Raw genomic sequence first — 20,667 nt, forward strand, 5'->3', positions numbered from 1 at the left:
GCGGCTCCCCCGCGCCTCACCGGTTCTTCATCGGTGAGGCGCCGGTTCCTCACTCGCCGAGACCGGCCAGATCCCGCAGCCTGCGGCCCTGGGCCGCGCGCTCGGCGATCCGCTGCTCCTCGTACGTACGCTCCTGGGCGCCGCTCAGGAGCGCCTTCGTCTCGATCACGGCGTCGCGGGGCGCGGCCAGCAGCGCCGCCGCGAGGTCGCGCACCGCCGAGTCCAGTTCGTCGCCCGGCACGGCGAGGTTGGCCAGTCCGGTGCTCACGGCCTCCTCGGCCGTGACGAACCGCCCGGTCACGCAGATCTCCAGCGCGCGGGCGTACCCGACGAGCCCGACCAGCGGATGCGTGCCGGTCAGGTCCGGTACCAGCCCCAGGCTGGTCTCGCGCATGGCGAACTGGACGTCGTCCGCGACGATCCGCAGGTCGCAGGCGAGGGCCAGCTGGAAACCGGCCCCGATGGCGTGCCCCTGCACGGCCGCGACGGACACGAGGTCGCTGCGCCGCCACCAGGTGAACGCCTCCTGGTACCCGGCGATGGTCGCGTCGAGTTCGGCCTCCCCACCGCGCGCGAGGTCGACGAAGGAGGGCTCGCCCTCGATTCCCTCGGGCGTGAGCATCCGCCGGTCGAGCCCGGCGGAGAAGGACTTGCCCTCACCCCGGAGCACCACGATCCGGACGGAGCCCGGCAGCAGCCGGCCCGCCTCGGCCAACGCGCGCCACAGAGCGGGGCTCTGCGCGTTGCGCTTGGCCGGGTTGGTCAGCGTCACCGTGGCGATCGCGCCGTCGACGGTGAGCCGTACGCCGTCCTTGTCGAGTACCGGACCGAGGTCCTGGGCGGACGAAGCCATGGGGGCGCCTCCGATGGGTGCGGTCGTCTTCCGCGCCGCACGACGGCGTCGAACCGTCCTGCGGCACAGCCAAGTGACTGCACAGTAACCACCCGGTCGGCCAGTCGGCCGACCGGGTGGCCACCATCGGGTCGAGAGGCGACGCCCGGAATCAGGCCGAAGGGGCCTTCTTGCCTCGCGTCGCCCCGCCACGCCCTCGGAGCGTGACGCCCGACTCGCTGAGCATGCGGTGCACAAAGCCATACGAGCGGCCGGTTTCCTCGGCCAACGCCCGGATGCTCGCACCGGCGTCGTACTTCTTCTTCAGGTCTGCCGCGAGCTTGTCGCGCGCGGCGCCGGTCACCCGGCTGCCCTTCTTCAGAGTCTCGGCCACCCGTGCCTCCTCATGGGAAGTGCGCTCTGGTCTCCTCATGATCACCCCTCCCGGGCCCGATGGCCACCCATTCGGCAAGGTCCGTGCGACAAGGTTGTGACGACAGGAGCGCATCCCCACAAACGGAGTAAGGGATTCCATCGGATGCCGACGACACCACCGAACGGGTTGTCCCGCGAATTCCCAGGTCAGAAAGGCGTCGCGGCCGAGCCCCGGTGGATCAGGGGCTCGGCCGCGAAACACGTGGAGGACACACTTCGGTACGAGGAGATCTCACACGAATGATGGATCACCGATGGGCCGAATGATCCATGCTCGGTGGATCACGCCGCCGATCATGTCAGGAGTCACTCCCGCAGTCGCACCTGCCGTCACGCGCGCGGCGGCCCGAGGTTGCTCAGGCGAGGGCGACGAGGTCCGCGTAGTCGGCGCCCCACAGGTCCTCGACGCCGTCCGGCAGCAGGATGATCCGCTCCGGCTGGAGTGCCTCGACGGCGCCCTCGTCGTGGGTGACCAGGACGACCGCGCCCTTGTAGGTGCGCAGCGCGCCGAGGATCTCCTCACGGCTGGCCGGGTCGAGGTTGTTGGTCGGTTCGTCGAGGAGGAGCACGTTCGCCGAGGAGACCACGAGGGTCGCGAGCGCGAGACGGGTCTTCTCGCCGCCGGAGAGGACACCGGCGGGCTTGTCGACGTCGTCGCCGGAGAACAGGAACGAGCCGAGCACCTTGCGGACCTCGACGAGGTCCATGTCGGGCGCGGCGGAGCGCATGTTCTCCAGCACCGTGCGGTCCTGGTCGAGGGTCTCGTGCTCCTGGGCGTAGTAGCCGACCTTGAGCCCGTGGCCGGGCACGACCATGCCGGTGTCGGGCTGTTCCACTCCGGCGAGGAGGCGCAGCAGGGTGGTCTTGCCCGCACCGTTGAGGCCGAGGATGACGACCCGGGAGCCCTTGTCGATGGCCAGGCCGACGTCGGTGAAGATCTCCAGGGAGCCGTACGACTTCGACAGGCCCTCGGCGGTCAGCGGGGTCTTGCCGCAGGGCGCCGGGTCGGGGAAGCGCAGCTTGGCGACCTTGTCCGACTGGCGGACGTCCTCGAGGCCGGACAGCAGGCGCTCCGCGCGGCGGGCCATGTTCTGCGCGGCGACCGTCTTGGTGGCCTTGGCGCGCATCTTGTCGGCCTGGGCGTTGAGGGCCGCGGCCTTCTTCTCGGCGTTCTGCCGCTCGCGCCTGCGGCGCTTCTCGTCGGCCTCGCGCTGCTGCTGGTAGAGCTTCCAGCCCATGTTGTAGATGTCGATGGTGGAGCGGTTGGCGTCCAGGTAGAACACCTTGTTGACGACCGTCTCGACCAGGTCGACGTCGTGGGAGATGACGATGAAGCCGCCGCGGTAGGTCTTGAGGTAGTCGCGCAGCCAGACGATCGAGTCGGCGTCGAGGTGGTTGGTCGGCTCGTCGAGCAGCAGGGTGTCCGCGTCGGAGAACAGGATGCGGGCCAGTTCGACACGGCGGCGCTGACCGCCGGAGAGCGTGTGCAGCGGCTGGCCCAGGACCCGGTCGGGCAGGTTCAGCGCGGCGGCGATGGTGGCGGCCTCGGCCTCGGCGGCGTACCCGCCCTTGGTGAGGAACTCCGTCTCCTGGCGCTCGTACTGCCTGAGTGCCTTCTCGCGGGTGGCGCCCTGGCCGTTCGCGATGCGCTGCTCGTTCTCGCGCATCTTGCGGATCAGGACGTCCAGGCCGCGGGCGGAGAGGATGCGGTCGCGGGCGAGCACGTCCAGGTCGCCGGTGCGGGGGTCCTGGGGGAGGTAGCCGACCTCGCCGGAGCGGGTGACGTTGCCGGCGGCGGGGATGCCCTGGCCGGCGAGGACTTTGGTGAGCGTGGTCTTGCCGGCGCCGTTGCGGCCGACCAGGCCGATGCGGTCGCCCTTGGTGACGCGGAAGGTGGCGCTTTCGATGAGGACACGGGCACCGGCGCGCAGCTCGATGCCGGAGGCGGAGATCACGGGTCAGACTCCAGGCGTTGGGGTCCCCTGCTCGAACGGAGCCCGGGGGAAGTCGGCGGTGGTCGGCTGAGGGCGTTCCCGCCGTCTAATGCACAAGGAGAATGGCCATGCGAGCCATTCTAACGGGGCCGCGCAACCACTTTTCCGGTGTGCGGGTGTGCGATGCCCCGCGCCCGGCCGGGTCGCGGGGCGTTGTCAGTGGTCGGTGCCAGACTGGCGGCAGGTCGGGTTTCCGGTGGTTTTCCCGTCGCGGGGCATCCGGCGCGGGAGGTGAGGAGTGGGGCCGTGGCGGGTGCGGGTGGCGGGCGTCCGAGCATCTTCCCGACGCTGCTGTACGCGGACGCGAAGGCGGCGATCCGGCAGCTCACGGAAGCCTTCGGCTTCACGGAGCTGTCGGTGTACGAGGACGAGGGCGGCTCGGTGACGCACGCCGAGCTGGTGCAGGGCAACGGCGCGGTGATGCTGGGGTCCCAGGGCCGCGGCGGCGTGTTCGACACGGCGATGAAGGGTGCGGGGCCTGCCGGGGTGTACGTCGTCGTGGACGACGTCGACGCACACCACCGGCGGGCGGTGGAACAGGGCGCGGAGATCCTGATGCCCCCGGCGGACCAGGACCACGGCTCGCGGGACTACCTGGCCCGGGACCTCGAGGGCAACGTCTGGAGCTTCGGTACGTACGCGCCCGGGACCGGGGCCTGAGCCCGGTCCCCGGGCCGCGGAGCCGGGGTGCCGCCCTCGCGGGCCGGTGGGATCTCGCGGGACACTGCGGGACGGCGGCGGTGGGGTCAGCCTCCGGTGTGCACCTGGAAGGCCGCCCGCCGGACGGCCTTGGCCAGGGCCGGGTCGGGGTGCGCGGCGGCGAGCGCGACCAGTACCTGCACGGTGCGCGGGTGTCCGACCGCGCGCACCTCGTTCAGCAGCGCGGGGACGGTCGGCTGGACCGCGGACTCCAGGTGCCGTACCAGCAGCGGGGCCTCACCGTGGTCGGCGACCGCGGCGGCGGTGTCCACCCACAGCCAGGTGGCCTCGTCCCGGGTGAGGACCTGGTGGGCGTCCTCGGGGTCGGCACCGTCGTGCTCGGCGAGCCACAGCAGGGCGTAGGGCCGCAGCGTCGGCTCGTCGTGCACGGCGCGGACCTCGGGTTCGGCGGGGGCGCCGACCACGCGCAGCGCCTCGAAGGCGAGGCCGCGCAGCAGGGCGTCCTCGCCCCGGGCGGCGTCGAGCAGTTCGGTGACGGCGCCGGCGACCGGCCGGGCGGCGAGCCAGGCGCGGTACTCGGCGCGGGCCGCGTTGGGGCGCAGCTGGGCGCAGCCGCGGAGCATGTCCTCGGCGCTCTGCTCGATGTTCCCGGCGGGGCTCTGCGCGGCGACGCAGATCTGCTCCAGCTTGACCCAGACCGCCCAGCTGCCGAGCGGGGTGAGCGTGGCCTGTCCCTCGCCGTAGGTGAGGGCGCCCACCGCGGCGAGGGCGCGCAGGGCCCATTCGAGGAGCGGGGCGAGCGGGGCGTCGGCGGCGCCCGGCTCGACGGGCGCGGGCGTGGGGCCGGGGCGGGCGGTGTCGGCGGAGTGGGGCGCGTAGTCGACCTCGCAGCGCTCCGTGCGCAGTTCGGTGACCCGCTGCTGCAGGAGGTCGAGGAGCTGGGGCATGGGGACGGGCCCGGCCGAGAGCTGGAGGAAGGAGAGCACCTGCGGCATGGCCGAGACGACCTCGCCGACGGTGGCGGGTTCGTGGCCCTCGGGTTCCGGGTGGGCCAGCGACCAGGCGTCGAAGAGGGCGACCCAGCCCCGCAGCACGGCACTGTCGTCGCGGTCCCAGGCGCGCAGCCGCCAGCCGGGACGGGCCGTGTCGCCGTGCACCTCGACCAGACCGGCGAGCCGGGCCGTGTCCCAGTCGGCCCGGACCTGAGCCGGGGTCAGGCCCAGCTCCTCGGCCGCCCATTCGGCGGTCGCGGCGGAGAGGATCGCCTTGCCGGCGGCGGTGGCGCTGCCCCGGCCGGGGCCGAGGGCGGCATCGGCCCAGCGGGCGACGCGGGCCGCGCCGGCCAGACCGGAGCGTGCCATCCTGGCCAGCTCCGCGGGGGCCGGTGTGCCTTCCGGAGGGCGCGGCGCAGGGCGGCGCGAGCGCTGCTGGTTCATCGCCCTGGGGGCGGCGGCCAGGGGTCGCGGGCGGACAAGTCGAAGCCTGGAGTCGCGCGGGATACGGGACGTCACGGGTGCAGTCTTGCGGTTGACGGTCCGAAAACCCAAACGGAATGTCACGGGCGGCGACGGAGAGGGCCAACGCACCGGCTCGCGCGGGCGGTCGAGGGGCGGGAACAAGCCGGTGTCACGCCCCCGAACGGAATCCCCGGCAAGGCCCCGCGCCACCGTCCGCCCGGCCGCCCGGCGGGGCGGCGGGGCGGCCGTCGGGGCGTCCGCCGGGGCAGACAAAGCGGGCACAGCGGCCATATGGAGGGGTGCGACGGTCACACGAGAGGGGTGAGGAAGCGGCGCAGGGCCTCTTCGTAGGCGTCCTGGTCGGCGTTCCACATGGCGCCGTGCGGAGCGTCCTCGACCGTGAGCAGGGTGATCATGTTGGGCTGGGCGGCGGCCAGGCGGCGGGAGAGCCCCCAGGGGGCCACCACGTCGCCGGGGCCGTGGATGATCAGGGTGGGGACGTCGACGCGTTCCGCCCCCGCGGCGCCGGGGCGGCGGTCGCCGCGGCGGCCGGTGCGGCCCTGGGCGGCGCGGACCGCCAGCGGCAGCAGCGCGCCCGGGGTGTGGCGGGCGGCGGCGAGGGCGCGCAGGGTCGATTCCCAGCTGAGCACCGGGGAGTCGAGGACGAGCCCGGCGATGCGGTCGCGCAGGGTGGAACGGGCTGCGGCACGCAGCGCCATGGTCGCGCCGGTGGACCAGCCGAGCAGGACGACCTGCCGGGCACCGGCGTCCAGCGCGTAGCGGATCGCCGCGTCGAGGTCGCGCCACTCGGTCTCGCCGAAGTGGTTGAGACCGTCGAGCGAGCGCGGCGCGCCCGGATCGCCCCGGTATGAGGGGGCGAGTACCGGGAAGTAGCGGCGGTGCAGGAACTCCATGAGGTTCATGGGGTGTTCCCGGGTGGTGCCGAGGCCGTGCACCGCGAGCACCCAGGTGTCCCGGGCCCCCGGCAGGAACCAGGTGGGAAGGGGGCCGAGTTCGCCGGGGACGTCGACGTCGGTGTGGCCCAGGCCCAGTGCGGTGCCCGGGTCTCCCACGTACAGGTTCGGGGTGAGCCACGCCCGGTCGCCGGGCTTCAGGTTGCCCCGCACGACGCGTTCGAGACGGCGTACGACGGTGTCGGCGGAGTCCGACAGGCCTTCCAGCACGGGGCCGACGACCGCGTGGGAATCGTCACCGGTGAGGCCGTAGCGGCCGGGGCGCAGTGCGGCGAGGTCCCGGGTGAGGCTGACCTGCCCGGCGGCGGTGGCGTGCACGGTGAGCCGGGGCTCGGTGGGCAGCGGCCTGCCCGGCGGCGCCTTGAGGGCCGCGTCGCTGGCGAGCCGGCCGGCCGCCACCGCGGCGGCTCCGGCACCTATCACGGCGGTGACGGCAGCGGCCGTCGCTCTGACAGTGCGCACGGAACCCAGTGTCCCGGCGGAGCGGTCACCCGGCCAGTGGACGTCCCGCCCGAAGCGGGACTCAGTCGCGCTGCCCGTAGCCCCGCAGGCGGTCCGCGACCTCCGCCAGCTGGTCGGGCGACAGGAGGGCCGGGGAGCGGCCCGGGACGGACGAGGCGGTCAGCCAGAGCCTGCACATCCACTCCAGCTGGGCGGTGCGGTCGTAGGCCTGGTCGAGGGTGGTGCCGTGGGTGAGGGTGCCGTGGTTCCGAAGGAGGCAGCCGGTGCGGCCGTCGAGGGCGCGCAGCACGTGTTCGGCCAACTCCTCGGTGCCGTACGTCGCGTACGGGGCGACCCGGACGGGCCCGCCGAGCGCGGCGGCCATGTAGTGGACGAGCGGGAGTTCGTCGACGAGCGTGGAGACCGCCGTCGCGTGCACGGCGTGCGTGTGCACCACGGCGCGGGCGCCGGTCGTGCGGTACACCGCGAGGTGCATGGGCAGCTCGCTGGTCGGGACCAGGGTGCCGAGGACCTGCCGACCGGTGAGGTCGACACCGGTCACGTCGTGCGGGGTCAGCCGGTCGTAGGGCACTCCCGACGGCGTGACCAGCACGGTCGGACCGACCCGCACCGAGACGTTTCCGGAGGTGCCGACGACGAGCCCGTCGGAGACGGTCCGGCGGGCGGCCTCGACGAGGCCGGTCCAGGCGCGCGTCTCCTCGTCACTCACGTCCCGTTGCTGCTCGGCCATGCCGTGATCCTGCCGGGTGACGAAGGTCTCTTCAACGGCTCCGCGGTCGGCCGCGAACGCCCGTCGACGGAGCGCGGCCCTTCAGCCGCACCGCCACGGGCGGGCCGTGGTGGACGTACGGCCGTCCGACGGAGCAACCGCACCCATCACGGTCATCCCGACGCCCATCCCAGTTCATCTTCTGTTCACTCAGGTTACCTACGTTCAACGCGCCAATGACTTCGAACGATTGCCTGGGTAAATGGAAAGCTTCTCGCTGATCCTCGCGATTGTGGTGGTAACCGCACTCGCGTTCGATTTCACGAACGGTTTCCACGACACCGCGAACGCGATGGCGACAACCATTTCGACCGGTGCTCTCAAGCCCAAGGTCGCGGTGGCCATGTCCGCCGTGCTGAACCTGGTGGGCGCCTTCCTCTCCGTGGAGGTCGCCAACACGATCTCCAAAGGCCTCGTCGACGAGGCCGGCATCCGTCCCGAGGTCATCTTCGCCGCACTGGTCGGCGCGATCCTCTGGAACCTCCTGACCTGGCTGGTCGGTCTGCCGTCCAGCTCCTCGCACGCCCTGATGGGCGGTCTGATCGGCGCCACCGTCGCCTCGGCGGGCTTCGGCGCGGTGCACGGTGACGTCCTGGTCACCAAGGTGCTGATCCCCGCGATCGCCGCGCCGCTGGTCGCCGGCCTCGCCGCGATGTTCGCGACGCGGCTGACCTACCGCCTGGGCAAGAAGGCCGACGGCAAGGCGTCCGAGAAGGGCTACCGGGCGGGTCAGATCGCCTCCGCCGGCCTCGTCTCGCTGGCCCACGGCACCAACGACGCGCAGAAGACGATGGGCATCATCACCCTGGCCCTGGTCGCCGGCGGCACCCTCGCCCCGGACTCCGACCCGCCCCTGTGGGTCATCGTGTCCGCGGGCGTCGCCATCGCGCTCGGCACCTACCTCGGCGGCTGGCGCATCATCCGCACGATGGGCAAGGGCCTGACGGACCTCCAGCCGCAGCAGGGCTTCGCCGCCCAGACCAGCGCCGCGACGGTCATCCTGGCCTCCTCCCACCTCGGTTTCTCCCTCTCCACCACGCACTCGGTCTCCGGTGCCGTGATGGGCGCGGGCCTGGGCCGCAAGGGCGGTGTCGTCCGCTGGTCGACGGCCACCCGGATGTTCGTCGCCTGGGGCCTGACGCTGCCGGCGGCGGCCCTGGTCGGGGCCATCGCCGAGCTGGTCTGCCGGGCCGGCAGCTGGGGCACCGCCGTCGTCGCCGTCTTCCTGGTCTCCTCCAGCGCGGCGATCTGGAAGATCTCCCGGCGGGAGGTCGTCGACCACACCAACGTCAACGACCACGATGCCGCCGACGGTTCGGCCGCCACCGCCGAGGAGCCGGCCGGCGTGGTGACCGCCGCCATGGCCGCGGTGACCCCGCCCCCGGCGGGCAGCCCGGTCGAGGAGCTCTCGGCCACCATCCCGGCCCCGGCCGCCACCGACCCGGCCGCCAAGACCACCGTCTGACCGCGCCCCGGTACGAAGGAAGAAGAGCACCATGAAGATCGACTGGGCGGCCCTCGGTTCCGTCTTCGGCGTCAGCCTCGTGGTCACCGTGGCCCTGGTGGCCCTGTTCACCCTCGGCATCGTCGGCCTGTCCCGCCACGAGCGGGCCGCCGCCCAGGGCCGGTCCGCGGCCCTGGCGGTCACCGGCGCCTACGCCTGCTTCGCGGCCTGCACGGCGGCGGTGGCGTACGGGATCTATCTGATCATGGCCTGATCCTGACCTGATCTCGGCCTGATCGCGGTCTGATCAGAGTCGTCTCCGTCCGACGGGCGGTGCGGGGCTTCGCGCCCCGCTCCGCCCGTTCGCGTTCCCCCACCGGAACCCCTCTGTGGGCCTCAGCACACTTCAGCCTCGCAGGTCAAAGGCAGGTTGACGGTTCTTCCGGACCGTGGTGGACTGCCGGATGCCAATGCGGCGACAGGAGAGGAAGCCGGTGTAAGTCCGGCGCGGTCCCGCCACTGTCACCGGGGTGCACACCCCGGGAGCCAGGAACTCTCACCGCCGGTCTCGTCGAACCAGGGCGTGGACACCCTGAGTGAGGACATATCGCCATGCCCGGCTGCCCGTCGAGGTCGACCAGCGACACTCCACCCCGGATCGGGGCGGTCCCTTCCACCGGATCCCCCACCGGCTGAACCCGTGGGTGCCGATCGCGAGTTCGCGTACGGCGCCGCCGCCGGCCTCCTCGGCGACCTGCTCCTCGGCGATCCCCGCCGGGGACATCCGGTCGCTGCTTTCGGGCGGGCCGCGGCTGCCGTGGAACGGATGCTGTGGCGGGACGACCGCGGCCGGGGCGCGTTGCACACCGCCGTCTGCGTCGGCGGGGCCGTCGCCCTGGGGAGCCTTGCCGCCCGGTGCGTACGGTCCTCCTCCGCTGCCTCGATCGCCCTGACCGGCGCCGCCACCTGGGCCGTCGTCGGCGGGACGTCGCTGGCCCGGGAGGCCCGCGCCGTCGGGCGGTCCCTGGAGACCGGCACCGCCGAGGGCATCGAGGCCGCGCGGGCACGGCTGCCGCACCTGTGCGGGCGGGACCCGCAGGCGCTGGACGCCGACGGGATCGCCCGCGCGGTGGTGGAGTCCGTCGCCGAGAACACCTCCGACGCCGTGGTGGGCGCCCTGGTGTGGGGCGCCGTCGCCGGGGTGCCGGGACTGCTCGGGTTCCGGGCCGTCAACACCCTGGACGCCATGGTCGGCCACAAGTCCCCCCGGTACCGGCGCTACGGCTGGGCCTCCGCCCGCCTCGACGACGTCGCCGGGTGGCCCGGGGCGCGGCTGACCGCCGTACTCGCCGCGGTCGCCGGGCCGGACCCGCGGGGCGCCGTCCGGGCGTGGCGCGCGGATGCCGCGAAGCACCCCAGCCCCAACGCGGGCCCCGTGGAGGCGTCCTTCGCGGGCGCGCTCGGCGTGCGGCTCGGCGGAACGCTGTCCTATGCCGGGCGGGTCGAACACCGGCCCGTCCTCAACGGCACCGGCCGTCCCGTGGCCGTGGCGGACATCGACCGGGCGGTACGGCTCTCGCGGCGCGTCGGCTGGCTGACGCTCGGCGTCGGTGCCGCCGCGCGGATCGTCGCCGCACGGATCGTCGGGAAGGGGCACAGGTCATGAGCGGTGGGGGTCTGCTGGTCGCCGGTACCACCTCGGACGCCGGCAAGAGCGTCGTGACCGCCGGGATCTGCCGGTGGCTGGCACGGCAGGGCGTCAAGGTCGCGCCGTTCAAGGCGCAGAACATGTCGCTGAACTCGTTCGTGACGCGCGAGGGCGCCGAGATCGGGCGGGCGCAGGCCATGCAGGCCCAGGCCTGCCGGGTCGAGCCGACCGCACTGATGAACCCCGTGCTGCTCAAGCCGGGCGGCGAGCGGAGCAGCCAGGTGGTGCTGCTGGGCAAGCCGGTCGGCGAGCTGAGCGCGCGCGGCTACCACGGCGGACGGCAACAACAGTTGCTGGGCACGGTGCTGGACTGCCTCGCACAGCTGCGGGACACGTATGACGCGGTGATCTGTGAGGGGGCCGGCAGCCCGGCCGAGATCAACCTGCGGCGCACCGACATCGTGAACATGGGGATCGCCAGGAACGCCGGGCTCCCCGTCCTCGTCGTCGGCGACATCGACCGCGGCGGGGTCTTCGCCTCCTTCTTCGGCACCGTCGCCCTGCTCTCCCCCGAGGACCAGGCGCTGGTCGCCGGGTTCCTGGTGAACAAGTTCCGGGGCGACGTGACGCTGCTGGAGCCGGGCCTCGACATGCTGCACGGCCTGACCGGGCGGCACACGTACGGCGTACTGCCCTTCCGGCACGGGCTCGGCATCGACGAGGAGGACGGGCTGGCCGTGTCCCTGCGCGGTGCCGTGCGGGAGTCGGCCGTCGCCCCGCCGGTCGGCGAGGACGTGCTGCGGGTCGCCGTGTGCGCGGTGCCGCTGATGTCCAACTTCACGGACGTGGACGCGCTGGCGGCCGAACCGGGCGTCGTCGTGCGGTTCGTGGACCGGCCCGAGGAACTGGCCGACGCCGACCTCGTCGTCCTGCCGGGGACCCGCGGGACCGTGCGGGCCCTCGAATGGCTGCGCGAGCGGGGGCTGGCGGACGCCCTGAAGCGACGGGCCGCCGAGGGACGGCCCGTGCTGGGGATCTGCGGGGGCTACCAGATCCTCGGCGAGCACATCGAGGACGAGGTCGAAAGCCGCGCCGGGCACGTCGACGGGCTCGGACTGCTGCCCGTGCGGGTGCGGTTCGCGCGGGAGAAGACGCTGACCCGTCCCGCCGGGGAAGCCCTCGGGGAGCCCGTCGAGGGGTACGAGATCCATCACGGGGTCGCCGACGTCACCGGCGGGACAGCGTTCATCTCTGATGACAGCGGACACAGCCTGGACGGCTGCCGGGTCGGCCAGACCTGGGGCACGCACTGGCACGGCTCGCTGGAGTCCGACGGCTTCCGCCGGGCCTTCCTGCGCGAGGTGGCCGCCGCCGCGGGGCGCCGTTTCGTGCCGGCCCCCGACACCTCGTTCGCCGCGCTGCGCGAGGAGCAGCTCGACCGGCTCGGCGACCTGATCGAACAGCACGCGGACACGGACGCGCTCTGGCGGCTCATCGAGTCGGGCGCGCCGCAAGGACTGCCTTTCATTCCACCGGGAGCGCCCGCATGAGCACAGTGTTGTTGTTGTCGACCGCCGACACGGACCTGCTGGCGGCCCGCGCCGCCACCGGCGTCTCCTACCGGATCGGCAACCCGACCCGCGTGGACGTGGCGGCCGAACTGCCCGCGCTGCTCGACGGCGCGGACCTCGCCGTCGTACGGCTGCTGGGCGGCAAGCGTGCCTGGGAGGACGGGCTCGCGGCGCTGAGGGCGTCCGGGATCCCGACGGTGCTGCTCGGCGGCGAGGCGGTGCCGGACGCGGAGCTGATGGCCGAGTCGTCGGTGCCCGCGGGCGTCGTGGCGGAGGCACTGAAGTACCTGGTGGAGGGCGGCCCGGACAACCTGGCCGAGCTGGCCCGGTTCCTGTCCGACACCGTGCTGCTCACCGGCGAGGGCTTCGAGGAGCCGCGCCGGATGCCGGAGTACGGGGTGCACGGCTCCCGTACCGTCTCGGCGGACCGTCCGACCGTCGGCGTGCTCTTCTACCGCGCCCACGAACTGAGCGGCAACACCGCCTTCGTGGACACGCTCTGCGACGCGATCGAGGCACACGGCGCCAACGCCCTGCCGGTGTACTGCGGTTCGCTGCGCGGCGCCGACCCCGGGCTGTACGAGATCCTCGGGCGGGCGGACACCCTGGTCGCCACCGTGCTCGCGGCCGGCGGCACGCACGCCTCCCAGGCGTCGGCGGGCGGGGAGGACGAGGCCTGGGACATCGGGGCCCTCGCCGACCTGGACGTCCCGGTGCTGCAGGGGCTGTGCCTGACCTCGTCGCGCGCCGCCTGGGAGGAGTCGGACGCCGCCCTCTCCCCCATGGACGCGGCGATGCAGGTCGCCATCCCGGAGTTCGACGGACGGCTGATCACGGTCCCGTTCTCCTTCAAGGAGCAGGGTCCCGACGACGTCCCGGTCTACGTCGCCGACCCCGGGCGGGCCGCGCGCGTCGCCGGGATCGCCGTACGGCACGCCCGGCTGAAGCACCTGGACAACGCGGAGAAGAGGCTCGCACTGGTCTTCACCGCCTACCCGACCAAGCACTCCCGCGTCGGCAACGCGGTGGGGCTCGACACCCCCGCCTCGGCGGTACGGGTGCTGGACGCGCTGCGGGACGCGGGGTACGGGGTGCACGGGTACCCCGACAACGGCGACGAGTTGATCCACCGGCTCATCGAGGCGGGCGGCCACGACGTGGAGTGGCTGACGGAGGACCAGTTGGCCGCCGCGCCCGCCCGGGTGCCGCTCGCGGACTACCGGGCCTGGTTCGAGAAGCTGGACCCGGCGCTGCGGGACGCGATGACCGAGGCGTGGGGCGAGCCGCCGGGCTCGCTGTACGTCGACGGCGACGACATCGTGCTGGCCTCCCTCCAGTTCGGGAACGTCGTGGTCATGATCCAGCCGCCGCGCGGCTTCGGCGAGAACCCCATCGCCATCTACCACGACCCCGACATGCCGCCGTCGCACCACTACATGGCCGCCTACCGGTGGCTGGAGAACAGCTTCGGCGCCGACGCGATCGTGCACATGGGCAAGCACGGCACCATGGAGTGGCTGCCGGGCAAGGGCCTCGGGCTGAGCGCGGGCTGCGCGCCGGACGCCGTCCTGGGCGACCTCCCGCTGATCTACCCGTTCATCGTCAACGACCCCGGTGAGGGCACCCAGGCCAAGCGGCGCGGGCACGCGACGGTGGTCGATCACCTCGTCCCGCCGATGGCCCGCGCCGACACCTACGGCGACCTGGCGAAGCTGGAGCAACTCCTCGACGAGTACGCGCTCGTCTCCGACCTGGACCCGGACAAGGCCCCGGCGGTACGGGCGCAGATCTGGACCCTCGTCAAGGCCGCCGAGCTCCACCACGACCTGCACGTGGACGACCAGCCGGACGACGACGACTTCGACTCGTTCGTCATGCACATCGACGGTTATCTGTGCGAGATCAAGGACGTGCAGATCCGCGACGGCCTGCACATCCTGGGCGGTGGCCCGGTCGGCGAGCCGCGCGTCAACCTGGTGCTCGCGGTGCTGCGCGCCTCACAGGTGTGGGGCGGACAGGCGAACGCGCTGCCGGGCCTGCGGGCCTCGCTGGCCGAGCACTTCGGGCTGGTGGAGAAGGAGCTGCTGGCCGAGCCGGGCGCCCCGCTGAAGGTGCCGGTGGAGCTGACGGAGCTGGTGGACGGTCCTGCGCGGTCGGCCTCCGACGCGATCGACCTGCTGGAGCAGCTGTGCCGGCGGATCGCGGAGGGCATGGAGGAGCGCGGCTGGGCGGTCGAACAGAGCGCGCCGCTGGTGCGCGAGGTGCTCGGCGCCGAACTCCCGGACGCGGTGGCCGTGGTGGAGTTCGCCTGCACCGAGGTCGTCCCCCGGCTCGCCCGGACCACGGACGAGATCGGGCACATCCTGCGGGCGCTGAACGGCGGTTACGTCCCTGCGGGCCCGTCGGGATCACCGACGCGCGGGCTGGTCAACGTCCTGCCGACCGGCCGGAACTTCTACTCCGTCGACCCCAAGGCGATCCCGTCCCGGCTGAGTTGGGAGGTCGGTCAGTCGCTGGCGGACTCGCTGGTGCAGCGGTACCTGCAGGACACGGGTGAGTATCCGAAGTCCGTCGGCCTGACGGTGTGGGGCACGTCCGCGATGCGCACCCAGGGCGACGACATCGCCGAGATCCTGGCGCTGCTGGGCTGCCGTCCGGTGTGGGACGACGCCTCGCGCCGGGTGACCGGCTTCGAGGTGGTCGGGCTGGAGGAGCTGGGCCGGCCGCGCATCGACGTCACGGTCCGCATCTCCGGCTTCTTCCGGGACGCGTTCCCGCACGTCGTCGGGCTGATCGACGACGCGGTACGGGCGGTGGCGGAACTGGACGAGCCCGCCGAGCAGAACTACGTCCGTGCCCACGCCGACGAGGACACCGCCGAGCACGGCGACCGGCGGCGGGCCACGGCCCGCATCTTCGGCTCCAAGCCGGGCGCGTACGGCGCCGGGCTGCTGCCGCTGATCGACGCGCGCAACTGGAGAAGCGACGCGGACCTGGCCGAGGTGTACGCGGTGTGGGGCGGCTACGCCTACGGGCGCGGACTCGACGGTCGGGCGGCGCGCGGCGACATGGAGACGGCGTTCCGGCGGATCGCGGTGGCCGCGAAGAATGTCGACACGCGCGAGCACGACCTCGTCGACGCGGACGATTACTTCCAGTACCACGGCGGCATGGTCGCCATGGTGCGGCACCTGACGGGCGCGAGCCCGGAAGCGTACGTCGGGGACTCGGCGACACCGGACCAGGTGAAGACGCGCACGCTGGGCGAGGAGACGCACCGCGTTTTCCGGGCGCGAGTGGTCAACCCCCGCTGGATGGCCGCGATGCGCAGGCACGGCTACAAGGGTGCCTTCGAGATGGCGGCGACCGTCGACTACCTGTTCGGCTACGACGCCACGGCCGGGGTCGTGGACGACTGGATGTACGAGAAGCTCAGCGCCGAGTACGTCTTCGACGCCGAGAACCGGGACTTCATGCGGAAGTCGAATCCCTGGGCTCTGCGCGGCATCACGGAACGTTTGCTGGAGGCGGCGGACCGCGGTCTGTGGGCGGAGCCGGACGCAGAAACACTCGAGCGGCTGCGTGCCACCTATCTGGAGCTCGAAGGCGATCTGGAGGGCGACGACAAGTGACCACCCCGTTCCCGTTCACGGCCGTTGTCGGTCAGGACGACCTGCGGCTCGCGCTGCTGCTCAACGCGGTGTCACCGCAGGTCGGTGGCGTACTGGTCCGCGGGGAGAAAGGCACCGCCAAGTCCACGGCCGTGCGCGCCCTTTCGGCGCTCCTGCCGACGGTGGACGTCGTCTCCAAGTGCCGTTTCTCCTGCGACCCCGGCTCCCCCGACCCCGCATGCCCGGACGGGCCGCACGAGCCCGGGGCGTTCGAGTCGCGGTCGGCGCGGATGGTCGAGCTGCCCGTCGGTGCCTCCGAGGACCGGCTGGTGGGTGCGCTCGACATCGAGCGGGCGCTCTCCGAGGGTGTCAAGGCTTTTGAACCGGGCCTGCTCGCCGACGCGCACCGCGGGATCCTCTACGTCGACGAGGTCAATCTTCTCCATGACCATCTCGTCGACCTGCTGCTCGACGCCGCCGCCATGGGCGCCTCGTACGTCGAGCGCGAAGGCGTCTCCGTACGGCACGCCGCGCGTTTCCTGCTCGTCGGGACGATGAACCCCGAAGAAGGCGAGTTGAGACCCCAACTGCTGGACCGCTTCGGTCTCACCGTGGAGGTGTCCGCCTCACGCGAACCCGACCAGCGGGTCGAGGTGGTCCGGCGGCGGCTGGCGTACGACGACGACCCGGCCGGTTTCGCCGCCCGCTGGGCCGACGAGGAGGCCGCCGTACGGGCGCGGATCGTGGCGGCGCGGGAGCTGCTGCCGTCGGTGCGCCTCGGTGACGGGGCGTTGCGGCAGATCGCGGCGACCTGCGCGGCTTTCGAAGTGGACGGGATGCGAGCCGACATCGTGATGGCGCGTACCGCGACCGCACTGGCGGCCTGGGCCGGGCGCACCGACGTGCTCGCCGAGGACGTGCGGCAGGCCGCGCTGCTGGCCCTGCCGCACCGGCGGCGGCGCAATCCCTTCGACGCGCCCGGACTCGACGAGGACAAGCTCGACGAGACGCTGGAGGAGTTCGGCGGGCCTGGTGAGGACGGGGGCGACGACGATCCCGACCCGGGACCCGACGGTGGTCCGGGTGGGCAGCCGGCACCCGACGAGGGCCCTCAGGGCGACGGTGACACCGCTGCCCGGCCCGAGGCCGGTGAGGGCGGGGAGCCTCAGGCGGGGCCCGGTGTCGGGGAGCAGTCCGCCGTACGGGCCGCGGAGCCGTTCCGGACGAAGGTGCTGAACGTGCCGGGCCTCGGCCAGGGGGCCGCCGGGCGGCGTTCCCGTGCCCGGACCGAGCAGGGACGGACCACCGGGGCCCGGCGGCCGCAAGGGACGCTGACCAAGTTGCACCTCTCGGCGACCGTGCAGGCGGCGGCCCCGCATCAGCGGGCCCGGGGCCGGTCGGGGCCCGGACTGGTGGTGCGGCGGGACGATCTGCGGCAGGCCACGCGGGAGGGGCGTGAGTCGAATCTCGTGCTGTTCGTCGTCGACGCCTCCGGGTCGATGGCCGCGCGGCAGCGGATGAGTGCCGTGAAGGGCGCCGTGCTGTCGCTGCTCCTGGACGCCTATCAGCGGCGGGACAAGGTGGGTCTGGTGACGTTCCGGGGATCGGCCGCCGAGGTGGCGCTGCCGCCGACCTCGTCGGTGGACGCGGCGGCGGCCCGGCTGGAGTCGCTGCCGACGGGCGGGCGCACGCCGCTGGCGGCCGGGCTGCTCAAGGCGCACGACGTGCTGCGCGTGGAGCGGTTGCGGGACCCGGCACGGCGGGCGCTGGTGGTCGTGGTGACGGACGGGCGGGCCACAGACGGAGGGGCGGCGCGAAGCGCCTCCGGCCGGGGTGGTGGTCGGGCGACGGGTGGGACCGAACCGGTCGCCCTCGCCGGGCGGGCGGCACGGCTGTTCGCCGCCGACGGGACCGCGTCCGTGGTCGTGGACTGCGAGTCGGGGCCGGTGCGGCTGGGGCTCGCCGGACAGCTCGCGGGTGAGCTGGGCGGCACGGCGGTGACGCTGGACGAGCTGCGGGCGGACTCCATCGCCGGGCTGGTCAGGGACGTACAGGGGACTTCGAGGAGGGCCGCGTAATGCCGAAGGGGCAGCCGAGTGTCGTACCGGACGACGGACTGACGACGCGTCAGCGACGCAACCGGCCGCTGGTCGTGGTGCACACGGGCATCGGCAAGGGCAAGTCGACCGCCGCGTTCGGGCTGGCGCTGCGGGCCTGGAACCAGGGGTGGCCGATCGGGGTGTTCCAGTTCGTCAAGTCGGCGAAGTGGAAGGTCGGCGAGGAGAACGCGCTGCGGGTGCTCGGCGCCTCCGGTGAGGGCGGCAGCGTCGACTGGCACAAGATGGGCGAGGGCTGGTCCTGGGTCCAGCGGGACGCGCAGATGGACAACGAGGAGAAGGCCCGCGAGGGCTGGGAACAGGTCAAGCGCGACCTGGCCGCCGAGACGTACAAGCTGTACGTGCTGGACGAGTTCGCGTACCCGATGCACTGGGGGTGGATCGACACCGACGAGGTCGTGTCGGTGCTGCGGGACCGACCGGGGACGCAGCACGTGGTGATCACCGGACGGAACGCGCCCGACAAGCTCGTGGAGTTCGCCGACCTGGTGACCGACATGTCCAAGGTCAAGCACCCCATGGACGCCGGGCAGAAGGGGCAGAGGGGCATCGAGTGGTGACCTCCGTACCCCGGTTGGTGATTGCCGCGCCCGCTTCGGGCAGCGGCAAGACCACCGTCGCCACGGGGTTGATGGCCGCGCTCACCGCGCGGGGGCTCGCGGTGTCCCCGCACAAGGTCGGGCCGGACTACATCGACCCCGGGTACCACGCGCTGGCCACAGGGCGGGTGGGGCGCAACCTCGACGCGTACCTGTGCGGTCCGGAGCTGGTCGGTCCCCTGTTCGCGCACGGTGCGCGCGGGTGCGACATCGCGGTCGTCGAGGGCGTGATGGGGCTGTACGACGGGGCCGCGGGGGAAGGGGAGTCGGCGTCCACGGCCCATGTGGCGAAGCTGCTGCGGGCGCCGGTGGTCCTGGTCGTCGACGCCTCGTCGCAGTCGCGGTCGGTGGCGGCGCTGGTGCACGGCTTCGTGACATGGGATCCGGAGGTGCGGGTCGGGGGCGTGATCCTGAACAAGGTCGCGTCGGACCGGCACGAGGCGTTGCTGCGGGAGGCCCTGGACTCCGTCGGCGTGCCCGTGCTGGGTGTGCTCCGGCGGGCCGCCCGGGTCGAGACGCCGTCGCGGCATCTGGGACTGGTGCCGGTCGCCGAGCGGGGGGCTGCTGCGGTCGGGGCGGTTGCGGCCATGGCCGCGCAGGTGGAGGCGGGGTGCGATCTGGAGGGGCTGGTCGCGCTGGCGCGGGGTGCGGGTGCGTTGTCGTGTGCTGCGTGGGATGCGGCTGAGGTTCTGAGTTCTTCGCCCCGGGGGGCCGCACCTGCGGACCCGCTGGTGCGGGTCGCCGTCGCCGGTGGGGCCGCGTTCACGTTTTCCTACGCCGAGCACTCCGAGTTGCTCGCCGCCGCCGGAGCCGAGGTCGTGGTCTTCGATCCCCTGCGGGACGAGGAACTGCCCGACGGGGCCCGTGGGTTGGTGATCGGCGGGGGGTTTCCCGAGGTGTACGCCTCCGAGCTGTCCGCCAACGAGCCGCTGCGCAAGGCGGTTGCCGAACTGGCTCTGAGCGGTGCGCCGGTCGCCGCCGAGTGTGCGGGGCTGCTGTATCTGTGCCGGGAGTTGGACGGGCTGCCCCTGTGCGGGGTGCTGGACGCCTCCGCGCGGATGAGCGAGCGGCTGACCCTGGGCTACCGGGACGCCGTGGCCGTGACCGACAGCGCGCTGGCCGCCGCCGGGACGCGGATGCGGGGGCACGAGTTCCACCGGACGCTCGTGGAACCGGGGGCGGGGGCCGCTCCCGCGTGGGGGATGCGTGCGCCCGAGCGGCGCGTCGAGGGTTTTGTACAGCGAGGTGTGCACGCGAGCTTCCTGCACACGCACTGGGCGTCCGAGCCCGGTGTCGCCCGTCGGTTCTTGGAGAGGTGCCGGACGTCATGAGCAGCAGGCTGATCGGAGTCGGGGTGGGCCCCGGGGACCCCGAGCTGGTGACCGTCAAGGGGATCAACGCCCTGCGCGCCGCGGACGTCGTCGTCGTACCGGTGATGGCCGCACCCGATGGGAAGGACGGCGGGGAGCCGGGGCGGGCCGAGGCGACCGTGCTGCACTACGTGCCCGAGGAGAAGGTCGTCCGGGTGGTGTTCGCGCTGAACGAGCGCACCGACCGGGCGCGGCGCGAGGCGGCCTGGGACGCTGCCGGTGAGCGGGTGGCCGGGTTGCTGCGGGAGCGGGGCCATGTCGCGTTCGCGACCATCGGCGACCCCAACGTGTACTCGACGTTCACGTATCTCGCCCAGACCGTCGCGGAGTCGGTGCCGGGGACGGTGGTCGAGACCGTGCCGGGGATCACCGCTATGCAGGATCTGGCGGCGCGTTCCGGGGCCGTGCTCACCGAGGGGACCGAACCGCTCACCCTGGTGCCGGTGACCGCCGGGGCCGCCGTGCTCAAGGAGGCGCTGGCCGGGCCCGGCACGGTCGTCGCCTACAAGTTCGGGCGGCAGGCGGGCGAGGTGGCCGAGGCGCTGCGGGAGAGCGGGCGGCTCGGTGACGCCGTGTGGGGGTCGGCGCTCGGGCTGCCGGAGGAGTTCGTCCAGCCGGCCGCCGAGCTGGACGGTTCGCCCCTGCCCTATCTGTCGACGCTCATCGCGCCGCCCCGGCGTGACGGCGGGCGGGGCGGCAAGCTGTGAGCGGACAGCCGGGCGAG

Annotated in this window: 16 protein-coding genes and 1 riboswitch; of the genes, 10 read left to right on the plus strand and 6 right to left on the minus strand. The window is 73.0% G+C overall.

The genetic code is table 11. From position 1 onward, the window contains the following. Nucleotides 1-49 precede the first annotated feature (49 nt). The 3 genes from AB0I73_RS08610 to AB0I73_RS08620 form a co-directional block, all read right to left on the minus strand. Entirely contained in the window at nucleotides 50-853 is an 804-nt protein-coding gene (locus AB0I73_RS08610; protein ID WP_363035132.1) for an enoyl-CoA hydratase/isomerase family protein, read from the minus strand. A 151-nt stretch (nucleotides 854-1,004) separates the two neighbouring features. Next, nucleotides 1,005-1,226 carry a helix-turn-helix domain-containing protein gene (locus AB0I73_RS08615; RefSeq protein WP_029385158.1) on the minus strand — a complete coding sequence of 74 codons (222 nt, stop codon included), beginning with the start codon at nucleotides 1,224-1,226 and terminating at the stop codon, nucleotides 1,005-1,007. Between the two features lie 397 nt (nucleotides 1,227-1,623). Beyond that, complete coding sequence (locus AB0I73_RS08620; RefSeq protein ID WP_363035134.1) at nucleotides 1,624-3,222, minus strand: ABC-F family ATP-binding cassette domain-containing protein; 1,599 nt, start codon at nucleotides 3,220-3,222, stop codon at nucleotides 1,624-1,626. A 285-nt stretch (nucleotides 3,223-3,507) separates the two neighbouring features. Here AB0I73_RS08620 and AB0I73_RS08625 point away from each other — a divergent pair, with 285 nt between their 5' ends. After that, a complete protein-coding gene (locus AB0I73_RS08625; RefSeq protein ID WP_363035136.1) occupies nucleotides 3,508-3,921 on the plus strand; it encodes a VOC family protein in 414 nt (137 codons plus the stop codon). 86 nt (nucleotides 3,922-4,007) lie between these two features. Here the strand turns inward: AB0I73_RS08625 and AB0I73_RS08630 are convergent, their stop codons facing one another. The 3 genes from AB0I73_RS08630 to AB0I73_RS08640 form a co-directional block, all read right to left on the minus strand. Next, on the minus strand, nucleotides 4,008-5,432 hold the full coding sequence (locus AB0I73_RS08630; RefSeq protein ID WP_363035138.1) for a hypothetical protein: 1,425 nt from the start codon (nucleotides 5,430-5,432) through the stop codon (nucleotides 4,008-4,010). Nucleotides 5,433-5,686: 254 nt separating this feature from the next. Further along, on the minus strand, nucleotides 5,687-6,814 hold the full coding sequence (locus AB0I73_RS08635) for an alpha/beta fold hydrolase (RefSeq protein WP_363035140.1): 1,128 nt from the start codon (nucleotides 6,812-6,814) through the stop codon (nucleotides 5,687-5,689). A gap of 61 nt (nucleotides 6,815-6,875) precedes the next feature. After that, entirely contained in the window at nucleotides 6,876-7,544 is a 669-nt protein-coding gene (locus tag AB0I73_RS08640; RefSeq protein WP_363035142.1) for a class II aldolase/adducin family protein, read from the minus strand. 241 nt (nucleotides 7,545-7,785) lie between these two features. On the opposite strand from AB0I73_RS08640, the gene AB0I73_RS08645 reads away from it, so the two are divergent. The 9 genes from AB0I73_RS08645 to cobI all read left to right on the plus strand — a co-directional run bounded on the left by AB0I73_RS08645 (nucleotide 7,786) and on the right by cobI (nucleotide 20,650). Further along, the gene (locus AB0I73_RS08645) at nucleotides 7,786-9,048 is read left to right on the plus strand and encodes an inorganic phosphate transporter (protein WP_363035144.1); all 1,263 of its coding nucleotides are present in this window, start codon (nucleotides 7,786-7,788) and stop codon (nucleotides 9,046-9,048) included. Between the two features lie 31 nt (nucleotides 9,049-9,079). Further along, nucleotides 9,080-9,301 (plus strand): hypothetical protein, encoded by a 222-nt coding sequence (locus AB0I73_RS08650; protein WP_363035146.1) that lies wholly within the window; start codon nucleotides 9,080-9,082, stop codon nucleotides 9,299-9,301. Between the two features lie 143 nt (nucleotides 9,302-9,444). Continuing rightward, nucleotides 9,445-9,606, plus strand: a riboswitch (cobalamin riboswitch). Nucleotides 9,607-9,727: 121 nt separating this feature from the next. After that, nucleotides 9,728-10,693 (plus strand): cobalamin biosynthesis protein, encoded by a 966-nt coding sequence (locus AB0I73_RS08655; protein ID WP_363035148.1) that lies wholly within the window; start codon nucleotides 9,728-9,730, stop codon nucleotides 10,691-10,693. Further along, nucleotides 10,690-12,225 carry a cobyric acid synthase gene (locus AB0I73_RS08660; RefSeq protein ID WP_363035150.1) on the plus strand — a complete coding sequence of 512 codons (1,536 nt, stop codon included), beginning with the start codon at nucleotides 10,690-10,692 and terminating at the stop codon, nucleotides 12,223-12,225. The genes AB0I73_RS08655 and AB0I73_RS08660 overlap by 4 nt, the downstream gene beginning before the upstream one ends. After that, nucleotides 12,222-15,878 carry a cobaltochelatase subunit CobN gene (cobN, locus tag AB0I73_RS08665; protein ID WP_363035152.1) on the plus strand — a complete coding sequence of 1,219 codons (3,657 nt, stop codon included), beginning with the start codon at nucleotides 12,222-12,224 and terminating at the stop codon, nucleotides 15,876-15,878. The genes AB0I73_RS08660 and cobN overlap by 4 nt, the downstream gene beginning before the upstream one ends. Continuing rightward, nucleotides 15,875-17,935, plus strand: a complete 2,061-nt coding sequence (locus AB0I73_RS08670) for a putative cobaltochelatase (RefSeq protein WP_363035154.1) — start codon at nucleotides 15,875-15,877, stop codon at nucleotides 17,933-17,935. Before cobN ends, AB0I73_RS08670 begins: the two co-directional genes overlap by 4 nt. Beyond that, nucleotides 17,935-18,534 carry a cob(I)yrinic acid a,c-diamide adenosyltransferase gene (gene cobO, locus AB0I73_RS08675; protein ID WP_363035156.1) on the plus strand — a complete coding sequence of 200 codons (600 nt, stop codon included), beginning with the start codon at nucleotides 17,935-17,937 and terminating at the stop codon, nucleotides 18,532-18,534. Before AB0I73_RS08670 ends, cobO begins: the two co-directional genes overlap by 1 nt. Next, a complete protein-coding gene (locus AB0I73_RS08680; RefSeq protein WP_363035158.1) occupies nucleotides 18,528-19,904 on the plus strand; it encodes a cobyrinate a,c-diamide synthase in 1,377 nt (458 codons plus the stop codon). The genes cobO and AB0I73_RS08680 overlap by 7 nt, the downstream gene beginning before the upstream one ends. Then, complete coding sequence (gene cobI, locus AB0I73_RS08685; RefSeq protein WP_363035160.1) at nucleotides 19,901-20,650, plus strand: precorrin-2 C(20)-methyltransferase; 750 nt, start codon at nucleotides 19,901-19,903, stop codon at nucleotides 20,648-20,650. The genes AB0I73_RS08680 and cobI overlap by 4 nt, the downstream gene beginning before the upstream one ends. Nucleotides 20,651-20,667: the final 17 nt, after the last annotated feature.

The organism is Streptomyces sp. NPDC050388 (assembly GCF_040655635.1).
Lineage (GTDB): Bacteria > Actinomycetota > Actinomycetes > Streptomycetales > Streptomycetaceae > Streptomyces.